The 19,637-nt window shown below is 66.7% G+C and carries 14 protein-coding genes; 5 read left to right on the top strand and 9 right to left on the bottom strand.

All coding sequences use genetic code 11. The features are described from left to right. Positions 1-29 precede the first annotated feature (29 nt). The gene (locus tag ACFZCE_RS17755) at positions 30-1,007 is read right to left on the bottom strand and encodes an NAD(P)-dependent oxidoreductase (protein WP_390941339.1); all 978 of its coding nucleotides are present in this window, start codon (positions 1,005-1,007) and stop codon (positions 30-32) included. 223 nt (positions 1,008-1,230) lie between these two features. Between ACFZCE_RS17755 and ACFZCE_RS17750 the strand changes: the two genes are divergently transcribed. Next, positions 1,231-1,908 carry an RraA family protein gene (locus ACFZCE_RS17750; RefSeq protein WP_390941337.1) on the top strand — a complete coding sequence of 226 codons (678 nt, stop codon included), beginning with the start codon at positions 1,231-1,233 and terminating at the stop codon, positions 1,906-1,908. A gap of 57 nt (positions 1,909-1,965) precedes the next feature. After that, positions 1,966-3,174: an MFS transporter gene (locus ACFZCE_RS17745; RefSeq protein ID WP_390941335.1), complete on the top strand. Its 1,209-nt coding sequence runs from the start codon at positions 1,966-1,968 to the stop codon at positions 3,172-3,174. A gap of 1 nt (position 3,175) precedes the next feature. On the opposite strand, the gene ACFZCE_RS17740 is transcribed toward ACFZCE_RS17745, so the two are convergent. The 8 genes from ACFZCE_RS17740 to ACFZCE_RS17705 all read right to left on the bottom strand — a co-directional run bounded on the left by ACFZCE_RS17740 (position 3,176) and on the right by ACFZCE_RS17705 (position 11,575). Next, on the bottom strand, positions 3,176-4,519 hold the full coding sequence (locus ACFZCE_RS17740) for an MFS transporter (RefSeq protein ID WP_390941333.1): 1,344 nt from the start codon (positions 4,517-4,519) through the stop codon (positions 3,176-3,178). A gap of 50 nt (positions 4,520-4,569) precedes the next feature. Continuing rightward, positions 4,570-5,490 carry an SMP-30/gluconolactonase/LRE family protein gene (locus ACFZCE_RS17735; RefSeq protein WP_390941331.1) on the bottom strand — a complete coding sequence of 307 codons (921 nt, stop codon included), beginning with the start codon at positions 5,488-5,490 and terminating at the stop codon, positions 4,570-4,572. Between the two features lie 399 nt (positions 5,491-5,889). Continuing rightward, positions 5,890-6,570, bottom strand: a complete 681-nt coding sequence (locus ACFZCE_RS17730; protein ID WP_390941329.1) for a methyltransferase domain-containing protein — start codon at positions 6,568-6,570, stop codon at positions 5,890-5,892. Between the two features lie 132 nt (positions 6,571-6,702). Continuing rightward, positions 6,703-8,238, bottom strand: a complete 1,536-nt coding sequence (locus tag ACFZCE_RS17725; protein ID WP_390941327.1) for a glycosyltransferase family 39 protein — start codon at positions 8,236-8,238, stop codon at positions 6,703-6,705. A gap of 3 nt (positions 8,239-8,241) precedes the next feature. After that, positions 8,242-8,514, bottom strand: coding sequence for a lipid-A-disaccharide synthase N-terminal domain-containing protein (locus ACFZCE_RS17720; protein WP_390941325.1), 273 nt, complete (start codon positions 8,512-8,514; stop codon positions 8,242-8,244). A gap of 2 nt (positions 8,515-8,516) precedes the next feature. Next, positions 8,517-9,245, bottom strand: coding sequence for a glycosyltransferase (locus tag ACFZCE_RS17715; RefSeq protein WP_390941323.1), 729 nt, complete (start codon positions 9,243-9,245; stop codon positions 8,517-8,519). Between the two features lie 36 nt (positions 9,246-9,281). Next, positions 9,282-10,247 (bottom strand): SDR family NAD(P)-dependent oxidoreductase, encoded by a 966-nt coding sequence (locus ACFZCE_RS17710; RefSeq protein WP_390941321.1) that lies wholly within the window; start codon positions 10,245-10,247, stop codon positions 9,282-9,284. Next, positions 10,244-11,575: a nucleotide sugar dehydrogenase gene (locus tag ACFZCE_RS17705; RefSeq protein WP_390941319.1), complete on the bottom strand. Its 1,332-nt coding sequence runs from the start codon at positions 11,573-11,575 to the stop codon at positions 10,244-10,246. Before ACFZCE_RS17705 ends, ACFZCE_RS17710 begins: the two co-directional genes overlap by 4 nt. 501 nt (positions 11,576-12,076) lie before the next feature. Here ACFZCE_RS17705 and ACFZCE_RS17700 point away from each other — a divergent pair. The 3 genes from ACFZCE_RS17700 to ACFZCE_RS17690 all read left to right on the top strand — a co-directional run bounded on the left by ACFZCE_RS17700 (position 12,077) and on the right by ACFZCE_RS17690 (position 19,633). After that, the gene (locus ACFZCE_RS17700; RefSeq protein WP_390941317.1) at positions 12,077-13,300 is read left to right on the top strand and encodes an efflux RND transporter periplasmic adaptor subunit; all 1,224 of its coding nucleotides are present in this window, start codon (positions 12,077-12,079) and stop codon (positions 13,298-13,300) included. Then, entirely contained in the window at positions 13,297-16,416 is a 3,120-nt protein-coding gene (locus tag ACFZCE_RS17695; protein ID WP_390941315.1) for an efflux RND transporter permease subunit, read from the top strand. The genes ACFZCE_RS17700 and ACFZCE_RS17695 overlap by 4 nt, the downstream gene beginning before the upstream one ends. Before the next feature lie 115 nt (positions 16,417-16,531). Next, positions 16,532-19,633, top strand: coding sequence for an efflux RND transporter permease subunit (locus tag ACFZCE_RS17690; RefSeq protein WP_390941313.1), 3,102 nt, complete (start codon positions 16,532-16,534; stop codon positions 19,631-19,633). The last annotated feature ends 4 nt before the right edge of the window (positions 19,634-19,637 follow it).

The following is a 19,637-nucleotide window of genomic DNA, read 5'->3' as shown; positions in this document are numbered from 1 at the left end:
CGCGCCGGTGAGCGCAGGCGGGGTAAACCTCAGGCGCTGAACAGGTGGCGGTTGACCACCACGCGTGGGTCCAGCGCTTTGCCGGCCCACACATCGAGGGCCTGTTGCACCGCCAGCAGGCCGACACGGTCGCGCGCCTCCTGGGTGTTGGCGCCCACATGGGGGGTGCCCACCAGGTTTGGCAGGCCCCACAGCGGGCTACTCGCCTCGGGCGGCTCGGGGCTGAAGGTGTCGAGCCCGGCGCCGCCGATCTGGCCGTCGGCCAGGGCGCTGGCCAGCGCGTGCGGGTCGATCAACTCACCGCGCGCGGTGTTGATCAGGATACTGCCCGGGCGCATCCGCGCGAACTGCGCCTGGCCGAACAGGTGGCGGTTATCGGCGGTGAGCGGGCAATGCAGGCTGATGATATCGCACTGCTCGAGCAGCCGCTCGAAATCGGTTTCGCGCTCTAGGCCGGGGATCTGGGGCAAGGCCTTGAGGTAGGGGTCGTACACCTTGACCGCCATCCGCAGTGGTGCCACCAGCCCAGCAAGGATACTGCCGATCGCGCCCAGGCCGACCAACCCCAGGGTTTTGCCGAACAGCTCCACGCCGTTGGCGCTGGCTTTGTCCCAGTGGCCGGCGCGCAGGCGGGCATCGAGCCAGGCGGTTTGCCGGGCCACGCTGAACATCAGCGCGAAGGCATGCTCGGCCACCGATTGGGCATTGGCGCCGGCGGCGATGGTCACCGGCACGCCGCGGGCGGCGGCGGCCTGAATGTCGATGGTGTCGTAGCCCACGCCGTGCTTCGCCACCAGCGCCAGGCGCTGGGAGGCGTTGATCATCTCGGCGCTGAGTTGGCCCTGGCGCACGATGATCGCGTCGGGTTGTTCAGTGTGGATGGTCGCCAGCAGTTCGGCAGCGGGGGCATAGGGCGTGGTTGGCAGCACGCGGATGCCGTGGGCGGCGGCCAGGGCCATGGCGTCGGCGGCCAGCTCGGGGCCGGTGAGCAGGAGGGTACGGGTCATGAAGCACACCTTGGTTTTTTGTAATGGGTGCGCCGCGCTGCGGGGCAGGGCGGCCGGTGAAGGAAACATAGCATAATGAAACGGCGTTGCAATAAAAACCGATAGAGCGCCATCTGTGTTCGTTTATAGGCTATTGAATCTGTTATTTCGAAACGCTATTCTGAAAAAACAAGATCGGTGCTCAGTTGCCGGCCAATAACAACCCAGGAAGAGGAATGCCCCTATGACCCTCGGTTTCAGAGTGTTGAACGCAGCGCGCAAGGTCAGCCCGGAGTGGGTACAACGCTATCGGGAAGTGCCCGTGGCCAACGTCAGCGACTCGATGAACCGGATGACCGCCGGCGGCGCGCGCCTGCGGCCGATGCACCGCGCCGGCGTGCTGGCCGGCCCGGCGCTGACGGTCAAGGCGCGCCCGGGCGACAACCTGATGCTGCATTACGCGCTGGACATCGCCCAGCCCGGCGATGTGATCGTGGTCGACGCTGGCGGCGACCTGAGCAACGCCCTGATCGGCGAGATGATGGTCGCCTACGCGATCAAGCGCGGGGTGGCCGGGATCGTGATCAACGGGGCGATCCGTGACGCCGCCAGCATTGGCGCCGGTGACTTCCCGCTGTTCGCCGCCGGGGTGACCCACCGCGGCCCCTACAAGGATGGCCCGGGCGAGATCAACGTGGCGATCGCCATCGACGGCATGGTCATCGAGCCGGGTGACCTGGTGATCGGCGACGACGACGGCCTGCTCTGCGTGCCGTACGATGAGGTGGCCGCGGTGTATGATCGGGCCGCCGCCAAGCACGGCGCGGAGCAAAAGCAACTGGAACAGATTGCCCGGGGCGAAAACAGCCGCGCCTGGGTGTTGGAATCCTTGAAAAGCAAGGGCTGCCAGCTACCGGAGTAAGCTCTGGCGTGGTGCGCAGCCTGAAGTGGGGAACTACCATTGGCCGTACCACCGCCCATGCGCCACCCTGCCTGGCCCGCCCCCGTGCGGGCCTTGGCCCATCGTAACTTCCAGATCTATTTCGCCGGCCAGGGGGTCTCGACCCTCGGCAAGTGGGTGCAGCAGGTTGCGTTGGCCTGGCTGGCCTACCACCTCACCGGCTCGGCGGTGCTATTGGGTACCATCACCTTCCTCAGCCTGCTGCCGCAACTGCTGGTCGGCCCGCTCGCCGGTGCCTGGATCGACCGCCACGACAAACGCCGGCTATTGATTGGCGTGCAGGGCATTCTCGCGCTGCAGTCGCTGGCGTTGGCCCTGCTCACCTGGCAAGGCTGGCTCAACGCGCCGGGCATCATCGCCATGGCCTTGCTGTTGGGCTTGCTCAGCGCTTTTGAAACGCCGTTGCGCCAAGCGCTGATCGGCAGCTTCGTGCCAGTGGCCGAAGACCTGCCCAATGCACTGGTGCTCAATGCCATGCTGATCAACGCTGCGCGCTTCGTCGGGCCGCCGCTGGCCGGCTGGATGATCGCCAGTTGGGGCGAGGCCGGCTGCTTTTTGCTCACTGCCTTCGCCTTTGCCGCCTTGCTGTTGGGCTTGTACAAGGCTGAAGCGGTGCCAGTGGCCAAGGCCGCGGGCAGCACCGGCCAGGCGTTCAAGGAAGGCCTGGCCTACCTGTGGCACACCCGCGCGGTGCGGCGGTTGTTGCTCAGCGTGGTGATGGTCAACCTGCTGGCTTCCTGTTACAGCGTGCTGCTGCCGATCCTCGCCCGCGGGGTGTATGCCGGCGATGCGCGCACCTTGGGCTGGTTGTGGGGCGCGGCCGGCGCCGGGGCGTTCGCGGCCACGGTGTTTCTGGCGTTCAACGGCAGTTTGTCGCGCCTGCGTGGGATGATCGCCCTGGGCGCGCTGGTGTGCGCGGCGGCCTTGCTCGCGTTGGCCGTGGGCACGCCGCTGCTGGCGGCACTGGTGGCCTTGGCGGTGCTGGGGTTTGGCATCACCGTGAGTAATGTCAGCACCAACATGCTACTGCAGAGCGACGCGCCCGGCGCCTTGCGCGGCCGGGTGGTCGCGTTCTATATCGCCTTGCGTTTTGGTTTCGAGGCCCTGGGCGGGTTGCTCGCCGGGCTGCTGGCGGCCGCGCTGGGCGCCTTGCCGGCCCTGGGCCTGGCCGGCGGCGCCTTGTTGCTGTACTGCGCGGCGAACCGTTACTGGCGCGCCGCCGGTTGAGTCAGCCGTGGGCTGGTTGGCCTTCGGCCTGCGCCTTGGGTTGGCGCCGGGCCGGGTCGCCCAGTACCAGCATCAGGCACGTGCCGAGCAGGAGGATGCCCGCCACGGCATAGAAGGGCCCCGAGAAGCTTTGCGTGGCGTCTTTGATCAGGCCGATGGTGAACGGCCCGGCAAAGCCGCCGAGGTTGCCGATCGACACGATCAGCGCCAGCCCGCCGGCCGCCGCGCGGCCGGTGAGGAAGCTCGACGGCAGCGCCCAGAAGGTTGCCTGGAAGGCCAGGATGCTTGCCACCGTCAGGCTCAGGCAGGTGATTTTCAGCAGCGGCTGGTCGATCAGCCCGGCCGCCACCAGGGTGCAGGCGGCGAACGCCAGCGCTGAGACCACGTAGGGCATGCGCCGCGCGCTGCGGTTGGCCAGCCGGGCCCAGAGGGTCATCACCACCGCGCCGAGCAGGTACGGCAGCGCGGCGATCAGCCCCACGGTGCCGCTGGCCATGCCCAGGCTCTTGATGATCTGCGGCATCCAGATGCCGATGCCGACCGAGCCGACGATGCAGCAGAAGTTGATCGCCGCCAGTACGAACACCTTGGGGTTGGTCAGCGCGCCGCGCAGGGTGTTGCCGTGGCTGGCGGCGATGCTGCGCTGTTCTTGCGCGAGCTGGGCGCTGAGCCAGTGTTTTTCCCGCGCTGACAACCAGCGCGCCTGGCTCGGCGTGTCGACCAGCACGAACAGGCAGGCGATGCCCAGCAGCACTGCTGGCAGGGCTTCCATCACCAACAGCAGTTGCCAGCTTTCCAGGCCCGCCACCCCGTGCAGGGTGAGCAGCCAGCCCGACAATGGCGAACCGAAAATGCTCGCGGTGGGGATGCCCAGCAGGAACGCCGCGGTGGCCTTGGCGCGCCATGTGCCGGGGAACCAGTAGGTGAAGTACAGGTATACCCCGGGGGTAAAGCCGGCTTCGGCCACGCCCAGCAAAAAGCGCGCGATGCTGAAGCTCACCGGCCCAGTGACGAACGCCGTGGCCATCGAAATCAAGCCCCAACTGATCATGATCCGGGCGATCCAGATCCGCGCGCCGAAGCGCTGCATCAGCAGGTTGCTGGGGATCTCGAACACGAAGTAGCCGAGGAAGAACAGCCCCGCGGCCCAGCCGAACAGGGTGGCGGTCAGGCCCAGGCTCTGGTTCATGCCCAGCGCGGCAAAGCCGATGTTGGTGCGGTCGAGGTAGCTGACCACGTAGCAGAGGAAAATGAACGGCAGCAGCCGGCGCATTACCCGGCGCAGTACCTGTTCGCCTTCGACGTCGGTCAAGGGCGGCAACGCGGGATCGTCGTGGTGGGTCATGGCGTCTCTTCTTTTATCGTTGTCGGGCCAATCAGGGGCGCGGCAAGGGCTTAGCGGTGGGAATACATCGCCAGGCCCGGGGTTTGGGCCTCGACCCGGAGGATGCTGCCGGTCTCCGATTCGGTGATGAACAGGCTGCGGTTACCCGGCCCGCCGAAGGCCAGGTTGGTGTTGCTGATGCCCGCGCAGGAAACGATCCGCTGCAGCGGCTCGCCGACCTTGGACAGCTTCCACACCGAGCCGAAGCCGGTGTGGGCGATGTACAGGTTGCTCTGTTCGTCCAGCGCCAGCCCGTCGGGGCCGCCGAGGCCGCCATGCAGTTGGGCGAACACGCCGACCTTGCCGGTGATCGGGCCGTTGCCCAGTGGGATGCGCCAGATCTGCTGGGCACGGGTCACCGCCACCAGCAGGTGGTTCAGTTGCGGGTCGAAGACGATGCCGTTGGGGCTGGGCAGGGTACTGAGCAGGCAACTGAGGTTGCCTTGGGCGTCGAGCTTGTACACCCGCCCGGTGGGGTCTTGCAGGCCGGTCTGGCCCTGGTCGGTGAAGTACAGATCGCCGTTGGGCGCGAACACCAGGTCGTTGACACCCTTGAAGCCTTCGGAGCCGGCGGTTTCCAGGCACGGCTCGATGTGCCCGGTGTCGGGGTTCAGCAGCATGATGCCGCGCTTGTAGTCGGTGATGAAAATGCGCCCGTCGGCGTGGATCTTCAGCCCGTTCGGCCAGCCGTCGTACTCGCACACCAGCTCCCACTCGCCCTCGGCCGAGATGCGGAAAATCCGCCCGTAGGGGATGTCGGTCACGTACAGCCGGCCTTGGCGGTCGAACGACGGGCCTTCGAGGAACGAATCGATCGGCCGCCCCTGGCGGTTGGCATTGGCCCAGGCGGTGGGGCGCGCCTGCCGAAAGCGCTGAGGGAGGCGGGTGAAGACGGTGGTTTCCACCGAGGGCGGCGCGGCAAAGAAGCTCATGGTGTCTCCTGGTTTGTTGTTGGGTGAGGAGGACGATGAGCTGACAGTAACATAATGAAATGGCGTTTCGAAATACCCGAGTGGAATGAGTTCGATGGCCCTTTGCCCGGCTGTGCCGTAATGCTGTTCACTTAAGGAATCAGAGCGCTAAGTCGAGGGTAAAAAGCCTTAATTGCTTCAGGTGGTTTTACCAAGCGCATGACCTGACTGGCCCATCGCCCGGCACAGCCGGCCTCCCACGGGTTTTGTGTTGCCTGGTAAATCAGGTACTTACACTACCTTGTGGGAGGCCGGCTGTGCCGGGCGATGGCCCAGCAAACCCGGCACACAAAAACGCGCATAGCCACCGAAGTGGCTACGCGCGCGAATACAGCAGCAGCGAGTGGGGAAGGGTGGCCGTCAGGCCTTGCGCAACACGTACACCCGCCACATCGCGTACAGCGGGATGAAGTCGAGGCGCTTCTGGATGGTGAAGCCCGCGGCTTCGAACTCGGCCTCGCACACCGCCTGGGGGATCACGAAGCGGTTCTGGTAGCTGCCCTGTTTGCCCGCGGCAATGCGCTTGGCTTCGTGGCGGCGGCGTTTCCAGGCCTTGAAGTTGCCGTCTACCCACATCGACAGGATCACGCTGTCACGGGTGACCCGGTGGAATTCCTCGAGCAGGGTGGCGCGGTGCTCGGGCTGGCCGATGTGGTGCAGCAGGCGCATGCAGAACACGCTGTCGACGGCGTTGTCGGGCAGGTCGATGGCGAACGCCGAGGTGTGCAGGGTTTGCACCCGGGCGACCACTTCCGGCGGCTGCGAGGCCTTGGCGGTGGCGATCATGGCCGGGGAGTTGTCGGCGCCGATGATCACCCGGCCGGGTTTTTCCGCCAGCATTGGCCAGAAGCGCCCGGCGCCGCAGGGGAGGTCTAGCACCAGCCCCGGGTCGCCGGCCAGCTCCAGCGCCTTGCGCCCCAGCTGCAGGTCGCGGGTGTGCGACAAGCGCCGGGCCAGGCCGTCCTGGTGCTTCTCGAAATACTGCTGCGCGTGCTCGCGGTCGTATTTGTCGGAGAACGGGAGTTTGATGGGGTTGTTCATGGGGCAGCGTCCTTTGGCTCAGTGCTGCCAGTGTTGTGTTGCGGGCGTCCCCATCGAGTTAATGAATTGTGAACGAATAGTAAAAGCGCAGCGGCAGGTCTAGGCCAATAGTTTCATGATGTTTCAAAATGTTCAGCCCCCGGCCAGCGGCGGCGCCACCCAGCTGAAGCGGTAAACCGGCGCCGGCAGCGCGCCCCGGCATTGCCCGTTGTCGGCGTCCGGCCCCACCAGGTACCAGTCGGCGCGGGAGGTTTGCCCCAGCGCCCGCGCCTTGCTCAGCACAAAGCATTGTTCCAGGCTGTGCGCCGGTACCAGCGCGCGGGCTTCGGGGTGGGCCTGCAGCCAGGCGGCGGCGTTGGCCACGTTGCTGCGCCCGCCCATGAAGCCAAAGTGCAGCAGTGGCTGGCGCGCGTACAGCCAGTGGCCTTCGCGCCATTCCACCAGCACCAGCTCGCGGCCCTCGCTGTGCTCGGCGGCGTCGGCCATCAACGCCTCATGGGGGTTTTCGCCTTCGATGAACGGCTCGACCAGGCCGCGGGCGAACCACAGCCCGAACCAGGCCACCACCACCACGGTGAACACCCGCCGCGCCCGCGCCTTGCCGGCGAACCAGCGCTGCAGCAGCCAGGGCAGCAGCGGGGTGGCCAGCAATACCAGCTCCGGCAGGGCCGGGTAGATGTACAGCTTGCGCTTGCCGGTGCTCAGCGAAAAAAACAGCAACGTCAGCAGCAGGCCGCCCAACAGCACCAGCACCCGGCCGTCGCGCTTGCGCAGTTGCTTGCGCCAGGCCGGCACCAGCCAGGGCAGGGCCAGCACCAGCGGCAGCCAGTAATGCGGGATCACATCGGTGAAGAAGTACCACACCGGCTCGCGGTGCTCCCAGGCATCGGCGTAGCGGTCGGCGGTTTGCTTGAAGAGGATGTTGCGCAGGTACGCCCATTGCTCGTCGCTGCCCTGCAGCAGGGTGGCCAGCACCACCGGCAGCAGCCACAACAGGCAGGCGCCGAGCAGCACCGCCAGGCCCAGCCACCAGCGCCGGGCCTGCCCAGGCATGCGCGCCACCCCGGGCCATTGCCAGCGCACCGCCAGGGCGTAGGGCAGCAGCATCAGCCCGGGCACAAAGCCCACGCCCTTGGTGATAATGCCCAGCCCCATGGCCGCGCAGCCCACATAGAACCAGCCCCAGGCCGGGCCCAGCAGCAGGTGGCGCAGCAGCCCGTATACCGCCAGCGCCACCCACAGGCAGAGAAAGCTGTCGATCTGCCCGGTACGCAGAATGCTGAAGGTCTGGTAGGTGGCCAGGAACAGCAAGGCGGCGATGCGCCCGGCGCGCAGGCCCCACAGGCGCCGGCCGAGGTCATGCAGGCTGAGGCTGGCGACCACCGCCGAGGCCAGCCCCGGCAGGTACAGCGCGACTTTTGGCCAGCCGGTGAGCCAGGTCAGGGCGGCCACCGCCCACATGAACAGCGGCGGTTTGTCTGGGTAGATTTCCGCGGCGCGGTGCGGCACCAGCCAGTGGCCGCTTTGGATCATTTCCAGGGCAACGCCCAGAAAGCGTTCTTCGTCGACGTTCAGCGGCTCGCGCCAGCCAACGCCAGCGCCGACCAACAGCAGGGCGAGCAGGGCCAGCCCGAGGCGCTCGGCCTTGAGTGAATGGGCGTACAGCACGGGTTATTCCTTGGCGTCTTTGTATTTGGCGATCAGTTGCAGGTTGCGCAGGTACACCAGCAGGCCGAAGGACTGGCCAATGATGAACACCGGGTCTTGCCGGTAGATGGCGTACACCAGCAGCAAGGCGCTGCCGAGCATGCTCAGGTACCAGAAACCCACCGGGATCACGCTGCGCTTTTTGAATTCGCTGTACAGCCATTGCAGCACGAAGCGGCCGGTGAACACCGCCTGGCCGGCGAAGCCGACGATCAACCACAGGGTTTCGCGGGTCATGATCATCCCTCCAGCTCCCGGGGCACGGCGTTGAGCCGGGTGCGGCGGATCAGCCACCAGACCCCGGCCAAGTCGAGGATGCCCACCAGCGCGCGGTCGAGGTTGCCGTATTTCGACACCCCGGCGCTGCGTGGGCGGTGGTTGACCGGGTGCACCGCCATGCGCCCGTTGGCGCGGCGCACCAGCGCCGGGATGAACCGGTGCATGTGGTCAAAGTACGGCAGGCGCAGGAAGGTCGCGCGCTCGATCAGCTTCAGCCCGCAGCCGGTGTCGGGCGTGGCGTCGCGCAGCAGCCGGCTGCGCAGGCCATTGGCGAAGCGCGAGGCCCAGCGTTTGCTGGCGCTGTCGCGGCGGTTCACCCGGTGCCCGGCGACCAGCACCAGGCCGGGGTCGGCCTGCACCCGGGCGAGCATGCCGGGGATGTCGGCCGGGTCGTTCTGGCCGTCGCCGTCGAGGGTCGCCAGCCATTGGCCACGGGCCGCCTGGGCGGCGTGCCACACCGAGGTGCTCTGGCCCAGCGAGCGCTCGTGGCTGAGCACGCGCAGTTGCGGCAGGCGCGCGCGCAGGGCGCTGAGGCAGGCGAGGCTGTCGTCGTCGCTGCCATCGTCGACCACCAGCACTTCCCAGGCCTGGCCGGCGAGGGCCTGGCGCACTTCTTCGAGCAACGCCGGGAGGTTCTGCGCTTCGTTCTTGGCCGGGATCAACACCGACACGTCAATGCTTGGGTTCATGGCAACCTTGTTGCTGAGTAGAAAGAAAGCCCGGGCTTACACCCGGTAATGCTCGCGGTACCAGGCGACGAACGCCTGCACCCCCTCGGCCAGCGGCACCTGGGGTTCAAAGCCGGTCCATTCGGCCAGCGCGCTGACATCCGCCCAGGTGCGCAGCACATCGCCCGGCTGCAGCGGCAGCAGGTTGCGCTGCGCGCGCAGGCCCAGGGCATGCTCCAGGCAACTGATGAAGTCGAGCAGCGGCACCGGTTGGCCGCGGCCGATGTTGAACAGGTTGGCCGGCACCGGGCCTTGCGGCGGGCGCACGCGCAGGCGGGCGATGCCCTCGACGATGTCGTCGATGTAGGTGAAGTCGCGGGCCATCTGGCCGTGGTTGTACACGTCGATCGGGCGCCCTTCGAGGATTGCCCGGGTAAACCCGAACAGCGCCATGTCGGGCCGGCCCCAGGGGCCGTACACGGTGAAAAAGCGCAGCCCGGTGAGCGGTAGCTGGTACAGGTGGGCGTAGCTGTGGGCCATCAGCTCGTTGGCGCGCTTGCTGGCGGCGTACAACGACACCGGCTGCTCGACCGGGTCGCCCACGGTAAAGGGCAGCTTGGCGTTGGCGCCGTACACCGAACTGCTCGAGGCATACACCACATGCCGCGGCGGATGCTGGCGGCAGGCTTCGAGCACGTTGAGGAACCCCACCAGGTTGGCCTGGCCATAGGCGCCGGGGTTTTCCAGCGAATAACGCACCCCGGCCTGGGCGGCGAGGTGGAACACCTCGCTGAAGCCATGGCGGGCGAACAGCGCATTCAGCGCGGCGGCGTCGGTGATGTCCAGCCGTTCGAAACGAAACCCCGGCAGGCGCAGCAGGCGCTCCAGGCGCGCCTGCTTGAGCGCCGGGCTGTAGTAGCTGTTGAGGTTGTCCAGGCCGACCACCTCATGGCCCTCGGCGCACAGCCGCTGGGCCAGGTGGTAGCCAATGAAGCCGGCGGCGCCGGTCACCAGCACGGTCACAGCGGCGCCGCCGTGTGGCCGCGGCCGATGCCGTAGTAGCCAAGGCCGGCGGCGCGCACCTGGGCCGGCTCGAACAGGTTGCGGCCATCGAACACCACGCGGTCGCGCAGGCGGCCGTACAACTGGGCGAGGTCCGGCACGCGGTAGTCTTGCCACTCGGTGACCACCACCAGGGCGTCGGCGCCTTCGAGCACTTCGTCCTTGCACGGCACCAGGGTGAGGTCGGGGCGGGTGCCATAGATGCGTTGGATTTCTTCCATCGCCTGCGGGTCATGGGCCTGCACCCGCGCCCCGGCGTGCCACAGCGCCTCGATCAGCACCCGGCTGGAGGCTTCGCGCACGTCGTCGGTGTTGGGCTTGAAGGCCAGGCCCCACACGGCGAACACCTTGCCCTGCAACTGGCCTTGGTAATGCCGGCTGATTTTCTCGAACAGGCGCCGCTGCTGGCGCCGGTTGACGGCCTCGACCGCGGTCAGCAACTGGGCGTCGAAGCCGATCTGCTCGGCGCTGCCACGCAGGGCTTGCAGGTCTTTGGGGAAGCACGAGCCGCCAAAGCCGGCGCCGGGGTAGATGAAGTCATAGCCGATGCGCGGGTCGGAACCCAGGCCCTTGCGCACCGCTTCGATGTCGGCGCCCAGGTGCTCGGCGAGGTTGGCCATTTCGTTGATGAACGAGATTTTCGTCGCGAGCATGCAGTTGGCCGCGTACTTGGTCATTTCTGCGCTGCGCGCGTCCATCGCCATGACCTTGTCGCGGTTGCGGCTGAACGGCGCGTACAGCTCGCGCAGCATCGCCAGGGCGTGCTCGTCGGCGCCGCCGATGATGATCCGTTCCGGGCGCATGCAGTCGTTCACCGCCGCGCCTTCCTTGAGAAACTCCGGGTTGCTCAGCACCTGGAAGCCATGGCCTCGGCCGCGCTGTTCGGTGATGCGCGCGCTCAGGGCATCGACCGTGCCGACCGGGGCGGTGGACTTGTTGACGATCACCTTCGGCGGGCGTGAGTACTGCAGCACCGTGGCCAGCACACCGAACACCTGGCTCAGGTCAGCCTGGCCGGTGGGCAGCGCCGGGGTGCCGACGGCGATGAAAATCAGCTCGGCGTGGTCGCAGGCGACCTTGGCGTCGGTGGTGAACCGCAGCCGTTGGCAGGCGAGGTTCTTCTTCAGCAACTCAGCCAGGCCGGGCTCGAACAGTGGGCACTCGCCCTGGCCAAGGCGAGCGATGCGCGCGGCGTCGATATCGACGCAGCACACCACATGGCCTACCTCCGCCAGGCAGGCGGCCTGGGTCAGGCCGACATAACCGGTTCCGAAAACGCTGACATTCATCGCGGGCATCCTTTAGCGGGGGGCGACGACGAACATGTCACGGTCTGGTTAAGCTTTTGTTTGCGTCATATGGCAGCCAGATGACAGCGGCATGGCGAATATCGCCGCGGGCGCTTGATTCCGGGGTGTTGGGGCGATGGGGGCGAGGTAAAGAATTGTTCAGGGAGGTGGGAGGATTGTGAAAGTTGCCGAGGGCCCATCGGCTGGCACAGCCGGAGTGCTGTTCATTTAAGCAATCGGAGCGCTAAAACGAGGGTGAAAAGCCCTGATTTCTCCCAGTGGTTTTACTCAGCGCATGAGCTGGCTGGCCCACCGCCCGGCACAGCCGGCCTCCCACCAAATTTGTGTAAGTGCTTGATTTACTAGGCAACAACGAATCCGTGGGAGGCCGGCTGTGCCGGGCGAAGGGCCCTGAAGCTCACCGCGGCCAACGCCCCTCCACACTTCCTGCACATTTTCCCCCCAGCCTGAGCACTCTCCCGATCTGTTGCCGCCGGAACCATGAGCCAGCCGTCCAAGCGTTTTCTGCACATTGCCTTGTCCTTGCTTGCCCTTGCCTTGTTGGCCTTCATCGGCCTGGGCCTGTGGCGTTCCACCCAACACAGCGACGCCCCGCCGGGCTTCGGCCCGCCCGGCGGTGGCCCGGGTGGCCCACCCGGGCGGCGTGCCGGCGCGGCGGCGGGCAAGGGTAGCGATGCCAGCGAGGCCAGCGTGACCGTGGCCGCTGGCGTGGCGGCCCTGGCCGACGTGCCGGTGTACCAGCAGGCGCTGGGCACGGTGGTCGCCAATGCCTCGGTGACCGTGACCAGCCGGGTCGACGGCCAGTTGCTGGCGGTGTATTTCAACGAAGGGCAAAAGGTCAAGAAAGGCCAACTGCTGGCGCAGATCGACCCGCGCGCCTACCAGGCCACCCTGGCCCAGTACCAGGGCGACCTGGCGCAGAACCAGGCGCTGCTGAAAAGCGCCAAGGCCACCCTGGTGCGCTACCAGGGCCTGTACGCCAAGCAGTCGCTGGCCAAGCAGGACCTCGACACCCAGGCCGCCAGCGTGGGCCAGTACGAAGGCGCGGTGAAGGCCGACCAAGGCCAGATCGACGCCGCCAAACTGAACGTGGAATACGCCCGCATCGTCTCGCCGATCGACGGCTACGTGGGCCTGCGCCTGGTCGACCCGGGCAACATGGTGCACAGCAGCGACACCACCGGGATTGTCACCGTGACCCAGACCGACCCGATCGCGGTGACCTTCAGCCTGCCCCAGGCGCAACTGGCCACGCTGCTGCCGAAAGTGCGCGGCGGCGAAGCGCTGGCGGTGCTGGCGCAAGACCAACTGCAGAACACCACCCTGGCCCAGGGCCAGTTGAAGTTCATCAGCAACGAGATCGACACCGCCACCGGCAGCATCAAGCTCAAGGCCGAGTTCGCCAACCCGAACCAGGTGCTGTACCCCAACCAGTTCGTCAACGTCAAACTGCAGACCAGCACCCTCAAGCAGGCGGTGACCATCCCCTCGGCGGCGGTGCAACTGAGCTCGGACGGCAGCTTTGTGTACGTGGTCAAACCCGACGGCACGGTGGAGCGGCGCAGCATCACCACGGGCCCGGCCGATACCGAGCGCACTGCGGTCACTGAAGGCGTCAAGGCCGGTGAGCAGGTGGTCACCCGCGGCATCGACCACTTGCGCAGCGGGATCAAGGTCAAGCTTGAAGACCAGGCGGCACCATGAACCCGAGCCGTTTGTTCATCCAGCGCCCGGTGGCCACCGTGCTGCTGATGGTGGCGCTGCTGTGTTCCGGGGTCGTCGCCTACCGCTTGCTGTCGACCTCGGCGCTGCCGGAGGTGGACTACCCGACCATCCAGGTCACCAGCCTGTACCCTGGTGCCAGCTCGACAGTGCTGGCCACCGCGGTCACCGCGCCGCTGGAGCGCCAGCTCGGGCAGATGGCCGGGCTCGACCAGATGTACTCGACCAGCGGCGCCGGCGCGTCGGTGATCACCCTGAAGTTCAGCCTGAGCCTGTCGCTGGACGAAGCCGAGCAGGAGGTGCAGGCCGCGATCAACGCCGCCGACAGCCTGCTGCCCAGCGACCTGCCCAACCCGCCCACCTACAAGAAGGTCAACCCGGCCGACACCGCGGTGATCAGCCTGGCGGCGACCTCCACGGCGCTGCCGCTGACCCAGGTGCAGGACCTGATCAACACCCGCATCGCCCTGAAGCTCTCGCAGATCAGCGGGGTAGGGCTGGTGAGCTTGGCCGGCGGCCAGCAGCAGGCGGTACGGATCGACGCCGACCCGGCCGCGCTGGCGGCCCACGGGCTGACCCTCGAAGACCTCTATGACACGGTCAACGCGGCGAACGTCAACGGCTCCAAAGGCGGCTTCGACGGCCCGGCGCACTCGATCACCATCGACGCCAACGACCAACTGCGCAACGCCGACCAATACGGCGAGCTGGTGCTCAAGTACGAAAACGGCGCGGCGCTGCGCATTCGTGACGTCGCGACCAGCGAAGACGGCGCCGAAAACGCCTACCTGCAGGCCAGCGCCAACGGCCAGCCGGCGATCGTGATCAACGTGCAGCGCCAGCCCGGCGCCAACGTGATCCAGGTGGTCGACACGCTCAAGGCGCAACTGCCGGCGCTGCAAGCCTCGCTGCCCGATTCGGTGAAGCTGACCCTGCTCTCGGACCGCACCCAGACCATCCGCGCCTCGGTGCACGACGTGCAGGTCGAACTGCTGCTGTCGATCGGCCTGGTGGTGCTGGTGACCTTTTTATTCCTGGGTAACTTCACCGCCACGTTGATCCCCAGCGTGGCGGTGCCGTTGTCGCTGGTGGGCACTTTCGGGGTGATGTACCTGGCCGGGTTCAGCCTGAACAACCTCAGCCTGATGGCGCTGACCATCGCCACCGGCTTTGTGATCGACGACGCCATCGTGGTGGTGGAGAACATCTCGCGCCACCTGGAACAAGGCAAAAGCCCGCTGCGGGCGGCGCTCGAAGGCTCGAAGGAAATCGGCTTCACGATCATCTCGCTGACCTTTTCGCTGGTGGCCGTGCTGATCCCGCTGCTGTTCATGGGCGATGTGGTCGGGCGGCTATTCCGCGAGTTCGCCATCACCCTGGCGGTGGCCATTGGCGTGTCGATGGTGATCTCGCTGACCCTCACGCCGATGCTTTGCGCGCACCTGTTGCGCCATGTGCCGGCCGAACAGCAAAGCCGCTTCGCGCGCTTTGGCGAGCGCCAGTTCGAGCGCCTGATCGCCGCTTACGACCGCGGCCTGGGCTGGGTGCTCGGGCACCAGGCGCTGACCTTGTTGCTGGCCCTGGCCACCTTCGTGCTCACCGCGCTGCTGTACCTGATGGTGCCCAAGGGGTTTTTCCCGCTGCAAGACACCGGATTGATCCAAGGCTTTACCCGCGCCTCCCAAGATGTGTCGTTCAACGAGATGGTGCGCCGCCAGGCCGCCATGGTGAAGGTGGTCATGCAAGACCCGGCCGTGGCCAGCGTGGCCTCGACCCTGGGCGTAGACGGCAATAACGCCAGCCTCAATAACGGCCGCTTGCAGATCCAGCTCAAGCCCTTCGACGAACGCAGCGACAGCGCCAGCGAGGTTATTGCCCGCCTGGCCACGGCCAGCCAGAACGTCGCCGGCCTGCAGTTGAACATGGTCCCGGCGCAAGACTTGACCGTCGACGACCAGCTCACCCCCAGCCAGTACCAGTTCACCCTCGACGACGCCGACAGCGCCAACCTCAGCGCGCTGCTGCCGGCGTTGATGGAAAAACTCCAGCAGCGGCCCGAACTCACCAGCGTGATCGACAACCTGCAGGACCAAGGCCTGATCGCCTACGTCGACCTCGACCGCCAGGCCGCGGCGCGCTACGGCATTACCGCCGAGGACGTTGACACCGCGCTGTACAACGCCTTCGGCCAGCGGTTGATCTCGACCATCTTCACCCAGGCCAACCAGTACCGGGTGGTGTTGCAGGTGCCGGGGCGCTATCAGCAGTCGCTGGAGGCGTTCGAGCACATTTACCTGGCGGCGGCCAGCAGCACGGCGAGCACCAGCACCTCGAGTGCCAGCACCAGCACGACCACCACCACGCCCACGCAAATGGTCCGCCTGACCAACATCGCCCGCATCAGCCAGCGCACCGGCGCGCTGTCGGTCAGCCGGCTGGGGCAGTTCCCGGCGGTCACGGTGTCGTTCAACCTGGCCAAGGGCTATGCCCTCGAGCAGGCCCAGCAGGCCATCAGCGAGGTGATGCAACAGGTGCAGGCGCCGGCCTCGGTGACCCTGCGCTACCAGGGCGCGGCGGCGTCGTTCCAGCAGGCTTCGAGCAACACCCTGTGGTTGATCCTGGCCGCGGTGCTGACCATGTACATCGTGCTCGGCGTGCTCTACGAGAGCTACATCCACCCGCTGACCATTCTCTCGACCTTGCCCTCGGCGGTCATCGGCGCCTTGCTCGGGCTGATCGTCACCGGCAATGACTTCAGCCTGATCGCGCTGATCGGGGTGATCCTGCTGATCGGCATCGTCAAGAAGAACGCCATCATGATGGTCGACTTCGCCCTTGAGGCCCGCCAGCAAGGGCTCGACGCCCGCGCGGCGATCCACCGCGCCTGCCTGCTGCGGCTGCGGCCGATCCTGATGACCACCTTCGCCGCCTTGCTCGGCGCCTTGCCGCTGATGTTCGCCAGCGGCGCCGGCGCCGAATTGCGCCGGCCACTGGGGCTGGTGATCGTCGGTGGCCTGTTGATCAGCCAGGTGCTGACGCTGTTCACCACGCCGGTGATTTACTTGCTCTTTGACCGTTTCGAAAGGAAGCGCGGATGAGGGCCGCGAGAGAACAAAGGGCAAGCTACAAGCCACAAGCGGTGGGTGTTCAACCGCGGTATGAGTGTGCTTGCGGCTTGCAGCTGATCGCTTGTGCCTGCCTTGGAGCTGCCCCATGAGCCGCTTCTTCATCGCCCGCCCGGTGGCCACGATGCTGCTGACCCTGGCCACGCTGTTGCTCGGCAGCCTGGGCTACAGCCTGCTGCCGGTGGCGCCGCTGCCACAGGTCGACTTCCCCACGGTGATGGTTGAGGCCAGCCTGGCCGGGGCCAGCCCGGAGACCATGGCGGCCACCGTGGCCACGCCGCTGGAGCGCACCCTGGGGCAGATCGCCGGGGTCACCGAGATGACCTCGACCAGCTCTCAAGGCTCGACCAATATCATCTTGCAGTTCGACCTCGACCGCGACATCAACGGCGCCGCCCGCGACGTGCAGGCCGGTATCAACGCCGCGCGCAGCCTGTTGCCCAGCGCGATGAAGTCGCTGCCCACCTACCGCAAGGCCAACCCCTCCGACGGCCCGGTGGTGATGCTCGCGCTGACCTCCGCCAGCCGTGGCGGCGGCGAACTGTACGACCTCGCCTCGAGCAAACTGCAGCAGAAGATCGCCCAGGTCAAAGGCGTGGGCCAGGTGTCGGTGCGCGGTGGTTCGCTGCCCGCGGTGCGGGTCGACCTGCAACCGCAGCAACTGGCCCATGCCGGGATCTCGCTAGACGCCGTGCGCAAGGCCATCAACAGCGCCACCGCGAACAAACCGCTGGGGCTGTTGCAGGGCGAGGGCCAGCATTGGTTGATCGACGGCAACCAGCAGTTGGACACCGCCAAAGACTACCGGCCGCTGCTGGTGGGCTACAGCAATGGCGCCGCGGTGCGCCTCGGCGATGTGGCCAAGGTGTACGACTCGATCGAAGACCAGTACGTGGCCGGCTACTACAACGGCCAGCCCTCGGTGACCCTGGGCGTGACCCGCTCGGCCGGCGCCAACATGCTCGAGACCATCGACGCGGTGACCGCGCTGATGCCGCAGTTGCAGGCGATGCTGCCGGGCGATGTGCAACTGGTGAAGGTCATCGACCGCTCGCCGACCATTCGCCAGTCGCTGCACGACACCGAGGAAACCCTGCTGCTGGCGGTGCTGCTGGTGGTGGCGGTGGTGTTTGTGTTCCTGCGCAATGCCCGCGCCACGTTGATCCCGGCGGTGGCGTTGCCGGTGTCGCTGGTGGGTACCTGCGCGGTGATGTACCTGCTCGGCTACAGCCTCGACAACCTGTCGCTGATGGCGCTGATCATCGCCACCGGCTTTGTGGTGGACGACGCCATCGTGGTGCTGGAGAACATCGCCCGCTACCAGGAAGCCGGCATGCGCCCGTTGCGCGCAGCGCTGCAGGGGGCCAAGGAGGTGGGCTTCACGGTGCTGTCGATGACCGTGTCGCTGGTGGCGGTGTTCATCCCGCTGCTGTTGCTGGGCGGCATCGTGGGCCGGTTGTTCCGCGAGTTCGCGGTGACCTTGAGCGTGGCGCTGTTGATTTCCATGCTGGTGTCGCTGAGCCTGACGCCGGTGCTGTGCGTGGCGTTCTTGCGCCACGCCAGCCCGCGCCAGCGCACGCCGTGGTTGTACCGGATGATCGAACGCGGCCTCGACGAACTGCAAAGCCTTTACCTGGCCGGCCTGGCCTGGGTGCTGCGGCACCGGTTGGTCACGCTGCTCGGCTTGCTGCTGACGGTGCTGCTCAACGTGTACCTGTACACGGTGGTGCCCAAGGGGTTCTTCCCCGCTCAGGACACCGGCGTGCTGATGGGCGCGATTCGCGCCGACCAGAACATCTCCTACCAGGCGCTGCGCCCCTATTTGCTCGGCATCGCCCAGAAGATGGCCAAGGAGCCAGACGTCGCCGCGGTGATGGCCTCCACCGGCAGCGGCATGTTCGGCTCGCGCAACAGCGCGCAGTTGTTCATCCGCCTGAAAGACTTCGACCAGCGCAAGGACAGCGCCCAGGTGATCGCCAACCGCCTGACTAAAACCTACAGCAACCATGCGGGCATCCAGGTGTTCAGCATGCCCGCCGAAGACCTGCACATCGGTGGCCGCAGCGCCAACGCCACCTACCAGTTCAGCCTGCAAGCCGATGACCTTGCGCTGCTGCGCAGTTGGGCACCGAAGGTGCAGCAGGCCCTCGAGCGCCTGCCGCAACTGACCGGGGTGGACTCCGACGCCCAGACCGGTGGCCAGGAAGTGATGCTGACCATCGACCGGGCCGCCGCCAAGCGCCTCGGGGTCACGGTCGAAGACATCGACACGCTGCTGAACAACGCCTTCAGCCAGCGTGACGTGGCCACGGTGTACCGCACGCTGAACCAGTACTACGTGGTGATGGGCCTGGCCGACCACTACACCCAGGACCCAGAGGTGCTGCGCCAGTTGTATGTGCTGACCACCACCGGCGCGCAGGTGCCACTGGCGGCGTTCGCCCAGTTCAGCCCGGCCGAAGGGCCGCTGGCGGTGGCCCACCAGGGCCAGGCGGCGACCACCACCATCGCCTTCAACCTGGCCGACGGCGCGGTGATCGAAGACGCGCAAAAGGCCATCAAGCAGGCGTTGCTCGACATCGGCCTGCCGAGCAACGTGCACGGCAGCTACTCGGGCACCGCCCAGGCCACCGAACAACTGGCGCAAAGCATGCCGTGGCTGATCCTCGCCGCGCTGGCGGCGGTGTACATCGTATTGGGGGTGCTCTACGAGAGTTACGTGCACCCGCTGACCATCCTCACCACCTTGCCCTCGGCCGGGGTCGGCGCGCTGCTGTTGCTGCAGATCACCGGCACCCAGCTGACGGTGATCGCCCTGATCGGCATTTTGCTGTTGATTGGCATCGTCAAGAAAAACGCCATCCTGTTGATCGACTTCGCCCTGGTCGCCCAGCGCGAGCAGGGCATGGCCGCCGAGCAGGCGATTTTCGAGGCCTGCCGGATGCGCCTGCGGCCAATCCTGATGACCACCCTGGCGGCGTTCTTCGGCGCCTTGCCGCTGGCCATTGCCCACGGCGGCGACGCCGACCTGCGCCGGCCGCTGGGCCTGGCCATCTGCGGCGGCCTGGCGCTGTCGCAACTGCTGACGTTGTTCACCACCCCGGTGGTGTACCTGTATTTCGACCGGATGAGCCGGGCCACCCGGCGCTTCTGGAACACCCGTATTCGCCGCCTCGATGCCCAGGGTTGATGCC

The sequence above is a fragment of the Pseudomonas sp. NPDC007930 genome, from assembly GCF_042958985.1.
Classification (GTDB): Bacteria; Pseudomonadota; Gammaproteobacteria; order Pseudomonadales; family Pseudomonadaceae; genus Aquipseudomonas.
This window is presented reverse-complemented; position numbering and strand designations above follow the sequence as displayed.

Coding starts and splice junctions, on each gene's coding strand:
- ACFZCE_RS17755 (WP_390941339.1), bottom strand. CDS start 1,007: ATGACCCGTACCCTCCTGCTCACCGGCCCCGAGCTGGCCGCCGACGCC.
- ACFZCE_RS17695 (WP_390941315.1), top strand. CDS start 13,297: ATGAACCCGAGCCGTTTGTTCATCCAGCGCCCGGTGGCCACCGTGCTG.
- ACFZCE_RS17705 (WP_390941319.1), bottom strand. CDS start 11,575: ATGAATGTCAGCGTTTTCGGAACCGGTTATGTCGGCCTGACCCAGGCC.
- ACFZCE_RS17745 (WP_390941335.1), top strand. CDS start 1,966: ATGCGCCACCCTGCCTGGCCCGCCCCCGTGCGGGCCTTGGCCCATCGT.
- ACFZCE_RS17730 (WP_390941329.1), bottom strand. CDS start 6,570: ATGAACAACCCCATCAAACTCCCGTTCTCCGACAAATACGACCGCGAG.
- ACFZCE_RS17740 (WP_390941333.1), bottom strand. CDS start 4,519: ATGACCCACCACGACGATCCCGCGTTGCCGCCCTTGACCGACGTCGAA.
- ACFZCE_RS17715 (WP_390941323.1), bottom strand. CDS start 9,245: ATGAACCCAAGCATTGACGTGTCGGTGTTGATCCCGGCCAAGAACGAA.
- ACFZCE_RS17700 (WP_390941317.1), top strand. CDS start 12,077: ATGAGCCAGCCGTCCAAGCGTTTTCTGCACATTGCCTTGTCCTTGCTT.
- ACFZCE_RS17690 (WP_390941313.1), top strand. CDS start 16,532: ATGAGCCGCTTCTTCATCGCCCGCCCGGTGGCCACGATGCTGCTGACC.
- ACFZCE_RS17750 (WP_390941337.1), top strand. CDS start 1,231: ATGACCCTCGGTTTCAGAGTGTTGAACGCAGCGCGCAAGGTCAGCCCG.
- ACFZCE_RS17720 (WP_390941325.1), bottom strand. CDS start 8,514: ATGACCCGCGAAACCCTGTGGTTGATCGTCGGCTTCGCCGGCCAGGCG.
- ACFZCE_RS17735 (WP_390941331.1), bottom strand. CDS start 5,490: ATGAGCTTCTTTGCCGCGCCGCCCTCGGTGGAAACCACCGTCTTCACC.